The 13,350-nt window shown below is 68.5% G+C and carries 10 protein-coding genes; all 10 read right to left on the bottom strand.

Annotated features, from left to right (window positions below; genetic code table 11):
* Nucleotides 1-119: 119 nt before the first annotated feature.
* On the bottom strand, nt 120-1,571 hold the full coding sequence (locus AN233_RS15495; protein ID WP_080508503.1) for an ABC transporter ATP-binding protein: 1,452 nt from the start codon (nt 1,569-1,571) through the stop codon (nt 120-122).
* The gene (locus AN233_RS15490; RefSeq protein WP_058367661.1) at nt 1,564-2,838 is read right to left on the bottom strand and encodes an ABC transporter ATP-binding protein; all 1,275 of its coding nucleotides are present in this window, start codon (nt 2,836-2,838) and stop codon (nt 1,564-1,566) included. The genes AN233_RS15495 and AN233_RS15490 overlap by 8 nt, the downstream gene beginning before the upstream one ends.
* Nucleotides 2,839-3,843, bottom strand: a complete 1,005-nt coding sequence (locus AN233_RS15485; protein WP_058367660.1) for an ABC transporter permease — start codon at nt 3,841-3,843, stop codon at nt 2,839-2,841.
* A 64-nt stretch (nt 3,844-3,907) separates the two neighbouring features.
* Entirely contained in the window at nt 3,908-4,897 is a 990-nt protein-coding gene (locus AN233_RS15480; RefSeq protein WP_058367659.1) for an ABC transporter permease, read from the bottom strand.
* 19 nt (nt 4,898-4,916) lie between these two features.
* A complete protein-coding gene (locus AN233_RS15475; protein WP_058367658.1) occupies nt 4,917-6,548 on the bottom strand; it encodes an ABC transporter substrate-binding protein in 1,632 nt (543 codons plus the stop codon).
* A gap of 201 nt (nt 6,549-6,749) precedes the next feature.
* A complete protein-coding gene (locus tag AN233_RS15470) occupies nt 6,750-7,178 on the bottom strand; it encodes a type IV pilin (protein ID WP_058367657.1) in 429 nt (142 codons plus the stop codon).
* A 109-nt stretch (nt 7,179-7,287) separates the two neighbouring features.
* Nucleotides 7,288-7,710 (bottom strand): type IV pilin, encoded by a 423-nt coding sequence (locus AN233_RS15465; RefSeq protein ID WP_058367656.1) that lies wholly within the window; start codon nt 7,708-7,710, stop codon nt 7,288-7,290.
* 197 nt (nt 7,711-7,907) lie between these two features.
* Nucleotides 7,908-10,160, bottom strand: coding sequence for an NADP-dependent malic enzyme (locus tag AN233_RS15460; protein ID WP_058367655.1), 2,253 nt, complete (start codon nt 10,158-10,160; stop codon nt 7,908-7,910).
* A 71-nt stretch (nt 10,161-10,231) separates the two neighbouring features.
* Nucleotides 10,232-11,452 carry a M24 family metallopeptidase gene (locus tag AN233_RS15455; protein WP_080508502.1) on the bottom strand — a complete coding sequence of 407 codons (1,221 nt, stop codon included), beginning with the start codon at nt 11,450-11,452 and terminating at the stop codon, nt 10,232-10,234.
* A 78-nt stretch (nt 11,453-11,530) separates the two neighbouring features.
* Complete coding sequence (locus AN233_RS15450) at nt 11,531-12,964, bottom strand: short-chain fatty acid transporter (RefSeq protein ID WP_058367654.1); 1,434 nt, start codon at nt 12,962-12,964, stop codon at nt 11,531-11,533.
* Nucleotides 12,965-13,350: the final 386 nt, after the last annotated feature.

Genomic DNA, 13,350 nt, shown 5'->3' with positions numbered 1-13,350 from the left:
CTGTTCACCTGCGTCGAGTGCGGTCACAAGTGGCGCGAGTCCTGACGGTACACCTCGCGACGTCGCCGTTCACGGCGAAATACGCTCCTCGAAAAACGACCGGGCCGGTTCCGGCGAGATCAGTCCGCCGACGAGCCGGCGTCCTCGGCGGGCGCGCCGTCGCCGACGGCGCCACCGGCCGCGGCTCCGTCGTCGGCCTCCCACGCCGCGACCGCCTCGCGCACGTCGGCGGGCTGGTCGCGCAGGTGACAGGCGGCGGGATGCGTGCTGTCGGGCAGTTCGGGATTCACCGCCTCACAGACCGAGGCGTAGCGCTCGCGCAGGATCTCGGCGGCCGTCTCCACCTCGCCCGCGGCCAGCGCGTCGAACGCCTCGTCCATGACCGCGGCGTCCTCGCCCGCGAAGTCGGCGTCGAACGAGTCGAACATCTCCTCGCGCATCGTTTCCTTGAACGCCGCAGTGTCCTCGCGGTCGGGGTCGCCCGCGAACTCCCAGACGAACTCCAAGTCGAGCCCCTCGCGCTCGATGCGGTTCCGGAGCGTCGTCACGTCGGTGTACGATTTCTGTGGAAGATCGACCTCATCCGGCGGGATCACCTTCGGACAGCGCGTCCGGAACGAGCAGCCGGAGGGCGGGTTCCGCGGCGAGGGCACGTCGCCGCGCAGCGCCGTCACCTCGCGGTCGCGCTCGTCGGTGTCCGCGCGCGGCACGCTCTCCAGCAGCGCCTCGGTGTAGGGGTGGTCGGGGTTCTCGAAGATCTCGTCGACCGGGCCGACCTCGACGACTTCGCCGAGGTACATCACCGCGACGCGGTCGCAGATGTGACGGACGACGGAGAGGTCGTGTGCGATGAACAGGTACGTGAGGTCGAACTCCGCCTGCATGTCCGACAGCAGGTTGAGCACCTGCGCCTGCACGCTCACGTCGAGCGCGGAGACCGGCTCGTCGAGCACGATGAACTCCGGTTCGAGCGCGAGCGCGCGGGCGAACCCGATCCGCTGACGCTGGCCCCCGGAGAACTCGTGCGGATAGCGGTCGGTCTGGTCGGCGGAGAGCCCGACGCGCTCCAGCAGGTCTGCCGCGCGCTCGCGGCGCTCCTCGCGGGTCCCGACCCCGTGGATCTCCAGCGGCTCGCGGACGATCTGTCCGGCGGTCATCCGCGGGTCGAGGCTGGAGAACGGGTCCTGGAACATCACCTGCGCGCGCTTCCGGAACTCGGAGAGCCGGTCGCCGTCCATCTCGAACACCTCCTCGCCGTCGAAGGTGACGGAGCCGCCGGTCGGCTCGCGCAGGCGCATCAGCGTCTCCGCGGTCGTCGACTTCCCGCAGCCGGACTCGCCGACCACGCCCAGCGTCTCGCCGGGATAGACGTCGAAGTCGACGCCGTCGACCGCCTTGATCGACACCGGGTCGTTGCGGAGCAGGCGGTCGATCAGCGTGTCCTGCTCGTAGTAGTACTTCTCCAGCCCCCGCACCGAGACGAGTGGCTCGTCGGTGCGGCGGGTATCGTCGGTGCGGCGGGTGTCGTCGGTGCGGCGGGCGTCGTCGTGTGGCTCGTCGTGGTCAGTCATCGCTCGTCGCCTCCTCGGCCGCGGCGTCCGCGGTCGATCCCTCGCTCGCCGCCGCATCGCCGGCGGTCGACCCCTCGAAGTAGCCGTCCGCGAGCGCCTCGCTCTCGTCGTACTCGCCGTCCACGAGGACGCAGCGGGCGGCGTGCTCGCCGCCCACCTGCCGCTCGCCCGGCGGGTCCAGACAGCGCTCCATCGCTTTCGGACACCGGTCCGCGAAGTAGCACCGGTCGTCCATGTGCGAGTCGATCAGGTCGGGGACGTTCCCCTTGATGGGGTGGAGTCGATCGCCCGGTCTGTCGAGGTCGGGGACCGAGCCGAGCAGCCCCTGTGTGTACGGGTGGACCGGGTCGTCGAACACGTCCTCGAGCGTGCCGCGCTCGACGATCTCGCCGGCGTACATCACGCCGACGCGGTCGCACATCCGCGCGACGACGCCGAGGTTGTGCGTGATCAGGACGATGCTCATGTCCGTCTCGGCCTGCAGGTCCTTCAGCAGGTTGAGGATCTGCGCCTGGATGGTCACGTCGAGCGCGGTCGTCGGCTCGTCGGCGACCAGCACGTCCGGCTCGCCCGCCAGCGCCATCGCGATCATCGCGCGCTGGAGCATGCCGCCCGAGAACTGGCTCGGGTACTCGTCGGCGCGCTCGGCGGGGTCGGGGATGCCGACCTTCTCCAGCAGTTCGATCGCCTCCAGCTTGCTCTGTCGGTTGACGAAGTCGCGCTGGGGGAGTACGAGTCCCGAGAGGTAGCTCCCGAGCCCGTACCCCTGCGTCTTCGAGCGCACGGACCGGGGGTTCGCCTCGGCGCGGCGCTGCACCTCGACCGCTTCGGCGATCTGCTCGCCCACCGTGAGCGAGGGGTTGAACGCCGACATGGCGTCCTGGAAGATCATCGAGAAGGAGGGGCCGCGCAGCGCGCGGCGCTGCCCCTCGGAGAGCTGGAGCACGTCGACGAAGTCGCCGTCCACCGCCTCGGGCGTGCGCTCGCGGTGCTCCTCGGCTAGGTCCGCGTTCCGGTACCAGATGTGGCCGCCGGTGATGCGGCCGGGCGACTCCACGAGGTCCAGCAACGACAGCGCGGTGACCGACTTCCCGGAGCCGGACTCGCCGACGATGCCGAACACGTCGCTTTCACGCACCGCGAAGGAGACGCCGTCGACGGCGTTGACCTGTCCCTCCTCGGTGAAAAAGCGCGTCTCGAGGTCCTCCACGCGGAGGAGGTCCTCCTCGGACGTCGCGACCGTGCTGGGGATGTCGTCGTCGACCATCTACATCCCCCCCGACTCGCCCTCGATACCGGGGTCTAACGCGTCACGCAGCCAGTCGCCGATCAGGTTGATCCCGATGACGGCGGCGACGATGGCCAGCCCGGGGATGGAGGCGATCCACCACGAGGTCGCGAGGTAGTTGCGCCCCTGCGCGATGTCGAAGCCCCACGAGAGGTTCGTCCCCGAGAAGCCGAGGAACGACAGCGCCGACTCCAGCAGGATGATCGCGGCGACCTGAATGGTCGCCAACACGAGGATCGGCGTGAAGCTGTTGGGCAGGACGTGTCTGAGGATGATCCGCCCGTCGCTGGCGCCCATGCTGCGGGCGGCTTTCACGTACTCCTCCTGTCGAAGCGAGAGCGCCTCCCCGCGAGCGATCCGGGCGAACCACACCCAGTTCACCAGCGCGACGACGAGCGTCACGGTCACGGGGAAGACGAACGTCTCCGGCATCCCGTCCGCGAGCCCGGCGGTCACGAATGGGTCAGGTATCGGCACTGTCAGCGGCCCCAACAGCCCGACGAGTGCGACCGCGAGCACGAGCGACGGGAACGCCAACATCACGTCCGCGAAGCGCATCAGCCCGTCGTCGATCCGGCCGCCGTAGTAGCCCGCGGTGAGTCCCACCGTGACGCCGGTGATGGCCGCGACCGCCGAGCCGATCAGCCCGACCAGCAGCGACGTGCGGGCGCCGTAGAGGATCCGCGAGGCCATGTCGCGGCCGACCGCGTCGGTCCCCATCGGGTGCTCCATCGACCCCTCGACCGAACGGCTCACGGTCTGGACCTCGCCGTCGACGAACTCGCTGGTCTCGCGTTCGGACTCGAAGCCGAGCGGCGGAAGCTGTGCCTGCTCGGGGTTCGTCTGGGTCGGGTTGTGCGGCGCCAGAAGCGGCGCGAACGTCGCCGAGAGGACGACGAGCAGCATCAGGAACACGCCGACCTTCGCGAGCAGGCTGTTGCGGAACTCCTTTTTGAGGTTCCGCTTGAGTCGGTCGGAGATCACGGTACCACCACGTGGCGCACGGGGGCACCACAGCGCGCGTTCGTGTGTGCGGGGAGACGGGAGATCATTCGTAGACCACCTGCGGATTGATGTACGCGTACAGTCCGTCGACGATCGTGTTGACGATCACGAAGCCGGCGCCGATGACGATCAGCGATCCCTGGATTATCGGCCAGTCGCGGGAGTTGATCGCGTCGATGACGAGCGTGCCCAGACCGGGCCAGGTGAACACCGCCTCGGTGATCACCGCGCCGCCGATGAGGGTGCCGAGCTGGAGCCCGAGGATCGTGATGATCGGGATCAGCGTGTTGCGGAGCGCGTGCTTGTAGCGCACGAGCGTCTCCGGGAGTCCCTTCGCGCGGGCCGCGCGGACGTACTCCTTACCGAGCTCGTCGAGCATCCCCGACCGCGTGAGCCGTGTGATAAGCGCCGTGAAGTACGTTCCGAGCGTGATCGCCGGAAGGGTGATGTACCTGAGCCAGACGACGATCCCGGCGAGAGTTCCCTCCTGCCAGATCAGCTGGACCGCCGGCCAGAAGCCGATCGCGCGCCGGCCGGTCGGGAACCAGCCGAGCTGAACGGACACGAGCAGCACCAGCATGATCCCGAGCCAGAAGTTCGGGGTCGAGATACCGACCAGCGAGAAGCCGGTCGCGGCGTAGTCGGCCGGCTCGTGCCGGTTCGTCGCCGAGATGACGCCCAGCGGGATCGAGAAGACGATGGCGACGACCGTCGCCGCCACCGCCAGCTCGATGGTCGCCGGCAGGCGCGCGAACACCCGCGCCGCGGCGGGCGTACTCGAGATGTACGAGTAGCCCATATCGAGCTGCAGCAGACCCCAGAGGTAATCGAGGTACTGGATGTACATCGGCTGGTCGAGGCCCAGTTCGGCCGCGATGCGCGCACGGAGTTCGGGCGAGGCGTCGAGCGGCGCGACGAAGTCGACCGGGCTGCCCGGGGTGACGAACCGCAGCATGAAGACGGCGGTGACGACCCCCCAGATGACGAACAGCCCTTGGAGGCTGCGTCGAACGAGGAACTTTGCGAGAGACATCGAGTAGATGACCGTCGGGTCAGGCCCGCGTGAACTCCTCGACCGAGATCTGTTCGTCCTCGCGGGCGGTCCACTCGATGCGGTTGCTGATGCCGTACACGCTGTACTGGCGATGCAGGAACGTCCACGCGGCCTCCTCGCTTATCGTCCGGTTCGAGTCGGCCATCAGCTCCGCCCGCGCGTCCTCGTCGGACTCGTTGCCCGCGTCCTCCATCCACTCGTCGACGTCCGACTGGTCCCAGTGGTTGATCGAACCGCCGCTCGTGAGCCACGGCAGGATCGTCTGGCTGGCGTCGAACGTGGTGTTCCCCCAGCCGATGAGGAAGAAGGCGGGCGAGGTGTCGCGTGACCCGTCGAGGATCTCGCTGGCGAGCGAGCCGAAGTCGCGCTGCTCGACCGAGCAGGAGACGTTCGAGAGGTCGTCGATGTAGCCCGCGGCCGCCTGCGCGACGTTCACGTCGCCGAGGTAGCGCCCGACGGGCGTGTGGAGCGTGATCTCCTCGCCCGCGTAGCCGGATTCCTCGATCAGCGCCTCGGCCTCCGCGGCGTCGGTCGGGTACGGGTCCACGTCGTCCGTGTGGCCGACGTAGCCCGAAAGGGTGGGCTGACCGGTCGGGTCGCCGAAGCCGTCGAGCACGTTGTCGATGATCGAGTCGAGGTCGATCGCGTAGTTGAGCGCCTGCCGGAACGCCGAGTTGTCGAACGGCGCCTTCGCCTGGTTGTGGACCAGGAAGAGCACGCGCGTGCTCGGGACCGCCTCGATGCTGCCGGCGTCGCCGTCCTGGATGGTCGGCGCGTCCTGCGGCGGCACGTTGACGATGAGGTCCGTCTCGCCGGCCTGCAGCTCCGAGACGCGAGCGCTCGACTCCTCGGCCGCCTGGAACGTCACCGCGTCGACGTCGGGCTCCTCGCCCCACCAGTCCTCGTACTTCTCGAACTCGACGGAGACGTCCTCCTCGTAGTCGACCATGCGGTACGGGCCGGTCCCGTTGATCTCCTGGGCGATGTCGCCCTGCTCGCGCTCCTCGGCCCACGACTGCTGGAGGATCAGACAGTAGGACGCTTGCAGCGAGAACGCCATCGGGTTGAGCCCGTCGGAGTAGACGTGGACCGCGTGCTCCTCGTCGTCGGCTTCCGCGTCCACGATGCCCGCCAGCTGGTCGCGCTGGGGACTCTCAAGCCCGGTCTCGGGGTCGACGACGCGCCGGATGGAGTAGGCGACGTCCTCGGGGGTGAGCTCGTCGCCGTTGTGGAAGGTGACGCCCTCGCGGAGCGTGTACCGCACGTGGCCGTCTTCGACGCGCTCCCAGTCGGTGGCGAGGCGCTCGACGATGCGCCCCTCCGCGTCGCGGAAGAGCACGCGGTCGTACGCCTGCAGGAGCACGTTGTCCGTCGAGGTCTCGCGGTGGTTGTGCGGGTCCAGCGTCGTCGCCATCTGGCCCTGGGTGACGGTGGCCTCGAACGGCTCGTCGGAGGTGTCCTCCGTCTCGGTCTCGGTGTCCTCGCCGCCACCGCCCATCTCCGTCTCCGTGGGCGTGTCGATGTCGGCGCCGTCGCCGGCACAGCCGGCCAGTCCGACGCTCGCCGCGGCCGCCCCCGCGAACTTCAGGTAGCCTCTGCGTCCGATCTCGTCGTTGCTATTCGTCGGCATGGAGCAATCATGGGATGACCCGGATAAATAGGCGTCGCTCTTCGGAGTTTTGTTTCCGCAATTCGGGACCTGATTGATACCGAGACGCTCGAAACCCGAGCGAACGTGTCGGCGGTCGCGACGGTCGGTGCTCGCGACCGCGACCCGACCGTCGCGGTCGCCCGCGAGTCCCGGCCGCGGTCACGAGCGCGCGCCCAACGATCAGTTCGGTGCGGTCGAGCGACCGATGGTCTGGCTGGAGCTGCCGTCGTTGGCGGTCCAGATCACGCGGACGGTGGACTCCGCTCCGACGCTCGTGTGGGTGCTGCTGTCGCCGGCCGTGATGGGTCCGCTCCCCTGCCAGTCCTCGGTGACCGAGGCGCCGCTCGCGTTCGTGAACGCGACCGACAGCTGGTCGATCGGGATGCTGTCTCCGCCCTCGTGGGTGACGGTGACGTTGTAGTCGCTGCCGTTCTCGTCGTAGTCGAAGCCGAAACTCGCGCTCGGACTGCTCTGCTGGAGCGAGTCGCCAAGTCCCAGCACGAAGGTGCCGATGACGGCCGCGAGGATGACCGTGATCGCGACCATCAGGATGACACCGATGACCGGCGAGACCGCCCTGTCGTCCGCGATCAGCCCTTTGAAGTTCATGGTTCTCGACAGGAGTAGGACGGCCATACATATAGCCATAGCTGGAGCCGTGAGCGCGTGGCTCACGGGGATCTCGTCGGTCTCAGAAAAATTCTCGGTCGGGGCGGCGTCAGTTCGGCGCGTCGCGGCTGGCGATGGTCTGACTGGAACTCCCGTCGTTGGAGGTCCAGATCACGCGGACGGTTTCGCCGGCCCAAGCGCTGTCACTTGTACCGGTTGCCGAACTACCGGCATTTACTTCACCGGTGAATTCTGGCCGATTAGTCCAGTTGTCGCCATTCCCCTTCGTGACGTTCAGCTGTGCGGATGGAATGCTGTCTCCTCCCTCGTGGGTAACTGTCACATTATCATTACTGGTGTCGAACTCGAAGTCGAAACTCGCGCTCGGACTGCTCTGCTGCACGCTGTCGCCGAGTCCCAGCACGAAGGTGCCGATGACGGCCGCGAGGATCACCGTAATCGCGACCATCAGGATGACGCCGATGACCGGCGAGACTGCCCTGTCGTCCGTGAATAGCTGTTTGATGTTCATGGTTGGACGAACGCGCGCCTCGACCGGCTCGCCGGCGTGACGCCCGTTTCTGTCCTTCCGTCCGCAGCGGAGGGGTATCAAGGCGTTGACCAAATTCTCAGAAGGGATAATCTCGGTAAGGGGTCGCTACCCCCGTGAGCGCCGCCGAGGGGGTCGGCGTCGTTCCGGACGCCGGCGGCGGTGCGGTTCCGCGACCGTCAGTCCTGCGCGTCGACGACCGCGACGCCCGCGAGGTTGACGATGTCCTTCACCTCGTCGCCCCGCTGGAGGACGTGGACCGGCTTGTCCATGCCGACCAGCATCGGGCCGATGGCCTCCGCGCCGCCGAGGCGCTGGAGGAGCTTGTAGCCGATGTTGCCAGCTTCGAGGTTCGGGAAGATCAGGACGTTCGCGGGCTCCTCGAGGTCCGAGAAGCCGTAGGTCCCTTCGAGGATGTCCTCGACGACCGCGGTGTCGGCCTGCATCTCGCCGTCGACCGGGAAGTCCACCTCGGGGTCGTCGTGCAGTCGGGCGACCGCCTCGCGGGGCTTGCGCGTGCCCTCGTTGTCGACGCTGCCGAAGTTGGAGTACGACAGCAGCGCCGCCCGCGGCTCGACGTTGAACCGCCGCGCGAGGTCCGCGGTGTGTTTGGTGACCTCCGCGAGCACCTCGTCGTCGGGCGCCTGGTTGACCGTCGTGTCGGCACAGAAGATCACCCGGTTCTTGAACGTCAGCATGTAGACGCCGGCGACGTGCTCGGCGTCCTCGGCGGAGCCGACGACCTGCAGCGGCGGCCGGAGCGCGGAGGGGTAGTGGTGGGTCAGCCCGGTCAACATCGCGTCGGTGTCGTCCATCTCCACCATCACGCTGCCGAGGTAGTTCGTGTCGCGGCGGACCAGCTCGCTCGCCTCGCGGCGCGTGACGCCCTTGCGCTTGCGGAGCTCGTAGAGGCGCTCGGCGTACGGCTCCAGCTCGTGGGCGTCGGGGTCGACGATCTCCGGCTCGAAGGAGAGCCCGAGCTCGTCCGCGGTCCGGCGGATCCTGTCGCCGTCGCCGAGCAGCACCGGCTCCGCGATCCCCTGCTCGGAGAGCTGGTAGGCCGCGCGGATCATCTTCTCGTCGGTCCCCTCCGCGAGCGCGATGCGTTTCGGCTCGCTCTTCGCCTTGTTGAGCACGACGCGCATCATCTCGCGCGACTTGCCGAGCCGCGCCTCGAGGCGCTCGCGGTACCCCTCGGGGTCGACCGCGGTCCGAGCCGCGCCGGAGTCCATCGCCGCCTGCGCGACCGCGGGCGCGACCTCGAAGAGGACGCGGGGGTCGAGCGGCTTCGGGATGACGTAGTCGGGGCCGAACTGGAGGGGGTCGTCGCCGTACGCCTTCACGACCGCGTCCGGCACGTCCTGTCGCGCGAGGTCCGCGAGCGCCTCCGCGGCGGCGCGTTTCATCTTCTCGTTGATCTCCGTCGCGCGCACGTCGAGCGCGCCGCGGAACAGGAACGGGAACCCGAGCACGTTGTTCACCATGTTCGGGTAGTCGGAGCGCCCCGTCGCCATGATGACGGTGTCGTCGCGGGCCGCCTTCGCGTCCTCGTAGGTGATCTCCGGGTCCGGGTTCGCCATCGCGAAGAGGATGGGGTCGTCGGCCATCGACTGCACCATCTCCTGTGAGACGATGCCGCCCACCGAGAGGCCGACGAACACGTCCGCGTCCTCCATCGCGGCCGCGAGGTCGCCGCCCGCCGTGTCGCGCGCGAACTCCCGCTTGTACTCGTTCACGTCGCCCGCGTCCGCGCGCTCCTGCGTGATGATCCCCGAGGAGTCGCACATGGTGATGTTCTCCTTCTCGGCGCCGAGCGAGACGTAGAACTTCGCGGTCGCGATCGCGGACGCCCCCGCGCCCGAGAAGACGATCTCGAGGTCCGAGAGGTCCTTCTCGATGATGTCGGCGGCGTTCAGGAGGGCGGCGCCGGAGATGATCGCGGTGCCGTGCTGGTCGTCGTGGAAGACGGGGATGTCCATCCGCTCGCGGAGCCGGCGCTCGATCTCGAAGCACTCCGGCGCCTTGATGTCCTCCAGGTTGATCCCGCCGAACGTCGGCTCCATCGCGGCGACCGCCTCCACGAAGGGCTCGACCTCGGCGATGTCCAGCTCGATGTCGAACACGTCGATGTCGGCGAACCGCTTGAAGAGGACGCCCTTCCCCTCCATCACCGGCTTGCTCGCCTGCGCGCCGATGTTCCCGAGCCCCAACACGGCGGATCCGTTGGAGACCACGCCGACGAGGTTCCCTTTCGCCGTGTACTCGAACGCCTTCTCGGGGTCCTCGTCGATGTCCAGACACGGCGCGGCCACGCCCGGCGAGTAGGCGAGGCTCAGGTCGCGCTGGGTGTTCGTCGGCTTCGTCGTCGCGATCTCGATCTTTCCGGGGGGGTCCTCGCGGTGGTACTCCCGCGCGTCGTCGTCCAGTCCCATACCGTCGCTTCCCCCGACCGAACCAAAAAGGTATCCGATAGCGTCGAGCCTCTCGTTCGACGCACGTCGAACTACTCTTCGGTTCCGGACGCCGGTTCCGTGCCGTCTTCGGACGCTGGTCCCGTATCGTCCCCGGACGCCTCGTCCGCGTCGTCACCTTCGCCGCCGCCGGACAGCACGACGGGCGCGTGCCGCTCCAGCGTCAGGTCGGGAACGCCGTCGAGGTCGACCGCGTCGACCGCGATCGTCGGCCACTGGCCCGTCTTGGTGAGGTTCTCGACGCGGTCGTCGGTGACGAGGTGGGTGTCCTCGCTCTTGGCCCCCTGCACGGTCGGATTCCAGGCGTAGCCCATCGGCGCCGTCACGGGGTCGTCCGCCTCGGGCGTCGCGATCCACTCCCGGCCCGCGAAGCCGGCCGCGCCGCCCTGGTGGTGGTGGCGCCACTCGCCGTCGAAGCCGACCGCCTCGTAGGCGTCCTGCACGACCCCGAACACGTCGCCGGCGGTGTCCGGTCCGGGGCCGTCCGTGAGCTCGCCGCGCGCGGCCGCCTGCGTCGCGGCCAGCGCCGTGACCTCGACGCGGCTCGCGGCGTAGTGGCGCCCTTTCAGCCAGTCGGGCGCGTCGAAGACCACACAGCGCGTGAGTGAGGCGTACAGCCCGTTGCGCTCGGCGGTGACCGACACGAGCGCGTAGTCGCCGAGCTCGGCGTCCGTGGGGGTGTAGTGGCGGTACGACCGCGCGCGCGCGCTCCCGCCAACGAGCACGACCGGCGTGTTCACGCCGCGCGAGGCGAGCGCGATCTCGAGGCCCGCTGCGACCTCGTACTCGGGATCGGTTGGCTCGAGCTGACGACAAACCGTCTCTAGCGCCGCCGCGGCCTCCCGACCCAGCTCGCGGTACCGCTCCGCGTCGCCCTCCGTGAGGGGCTGGCGGAGCCGGCCCGCATCGACCGCGTCGAATCCCGGCACGTCGAAGTCCGCGGCCGCGGCGTCCGGCGAGCGCGCGGCGACCGCCTCGCCCAGCGACCCCTCGTGCCAGGGGTGTTCCTCGACCGCGAACGCGTCCGGGAGCTCCTCGTCGCGGAGCCGGTCCGCCTCGATGTTGTCGGTCACGACGCGGAACGAGCCGTCGTAGCCCGCCGCGGCCACGCCCACGTCGGCGTCGCCGTCGACGACGTTCGAGCCGCCCGTGAGCCACGCGAAGGCGTTCGGGCGCGCGAACCAGACGGCGTCCAGGTCGCGGTCGTCGAGGTACGCGTCGAGGCGCTCGGCGCGCGCGGAGAGGTCGACCATACCGGGCGGTGACGGTCGGAGAACTTGAAGAGCCGGGGATCCGGCGCGCGGATCGGGGGCCGGGACCCGCCGCCGCGCTCAGTACGGGATGACCGTGAGCGCGACCGCGAGGAACGGCACGAGGAGGAGCAGCATCGCGATGGCGTAGCCGAACATCTCGCGGGCCTTCACGCCGGTGATCGCCAGCAGCGGCAGCGCCCAGAAGGGGTTCAGCAGGTTGGTGTGGGCGTCACCGACCGCGTACGCGATGGTCGCCTGCCCCACGGGCACGCCGAGGTTGTTCGCGGCCTCGATCACGGAGGGGCCGAGGACGATCCACTCGCCGCCGCCGGAGGGGACGAAGACGTTGACGACGCCCGCGGTGAGCCACGCGACGATCGGGAACGTCTCGGGCGTCGACACCGCGAACAGGGCGTCCGCGAGAGACTGGGAGAGTCCGGAGGCGTTCATCATCCCCTGGATGCCGGCAAAGAAGGGGAAAAGCAGGATGATCCCCGCCGCGGCGCCCGCGGCCTCGCCGAACTTCTCGCGGTAGTGCTGGGGCCGCAGGTAGATCAGCAGGCCGCCGAAGAGGAACATGAAGTTGACCAGGTTCAGCGTCCACGCGTCGAGGCCGCCGGCGACCAGCTTACTTCCGATCATCAGCACGCCCGTCAGCGCGATGATCCCGCCGAGGATCCGGCTGTTGTTGAGTCGGTCCGCGATCGTGTCGCTCTCGACGATGTCGCTGACCTGCTCGTCGGGCTCAGAGGGGGCAGCGTCGGCGCCGCCGTCCGCGGCCGCGTCGAACAGCTCGCTCTCGTCGACGTAGTTGGTGATCCCCTTCGCCGCCTCGCCCGTCGGCGCGAGCAGGTACAGCATCGCGCTGCCGAACAGGACGGAGGCGAGCGTCAGGAGCAGCGCGTACGGCGAGAAGATGGTCAGCGACGTGCCGACGACGCCGTCGAGGATACCCTGCTCGATGAAGGCGTTCCCGGGCGTGTTTATCTGCAGCGGCGCGGAGCCGGACAGGCCCCAGTGCCACGTCAGTCCGAGCCCCATGTAGCCCGCGACACAGAGGATCGGGTAGTGAACGTCGATGCCGCGCTCGTGGGCGGCTTTCCCCATCTCGCGGGCGAAGATGGCCCCGAGAATGAGGCTCAGCCCCCAGTGCAGCCACGCAACCGCCATCGCGAACGCGCCGACGAGCGCGGCCGCGCTCTTGCCCGAGTTGGGGACGGACGCGAGCTTGACGATCAGGTCGTTCACTCGCGGGTGGTACGCGATGACGAAGCCGGTCATCAGGATGAGCGTCATCTGCATCGCGAACGTCAGGAACGCCCAGAAGCCGTCGTACCAGAAGTTGACCATCTCGACCGGACCGTTCCCCTCGACGAGGATCCCCGCGAGGAACACCAGGTACGAGAGGATGATCGCGAACAGGAACGGGCTGGGCATCACGTTCTCAACAATCTTCGCCATCCGCAGACCGAACCGCTCGATCGCCGACGGTTGTGTGTCGCTTGCACCCATGGGGACGAGGCACAGACTAAGGGGCCTTAAAGCATCCGTATTTCTTCCAAATCGGACCCGGAAATATCGGGGCGGCGTCGGCCTTTCGCTGCACCCAGGACACCTCGAACGCGCCCTACGGCCGCGCAGTGACGCCACGTTACGGTCGCTTGCAAACCGTCCCTCGCGGTCGCCTGCGGACCGTCGCGGCCTGCCGTGAACCGCGATCGCCGGCGGGCCGCCGGGCGTATAAGTGACTGACGGAACGACGATCCGGCCCGTCGATTCGAAAGGTTCATTTATACTGGCCGGGTACGTCGAAACGCGTCAAGGAAGCCCCCGAGCGGGTTGGTGGTCTAGTCTGGTTATGACACCTCCTTGACATGGAGGAGGCCGGCGGTTCAAAT

Origin of the sequence: Haloparvum sedimenti (assembly GCF_001462205.1) — an archaeon.
Lineage (GTDB): Archaea > Halobacteriota > Halobacteria > Halobacteriales > Haloferacaceae > Haloparvum > Haloparvum sedimenti.
The sequence above is the reverse complement of the archived record's forward strand: the minus strand, read 5'-3'. Positions and strand labels throughout refer to the sequence as shown.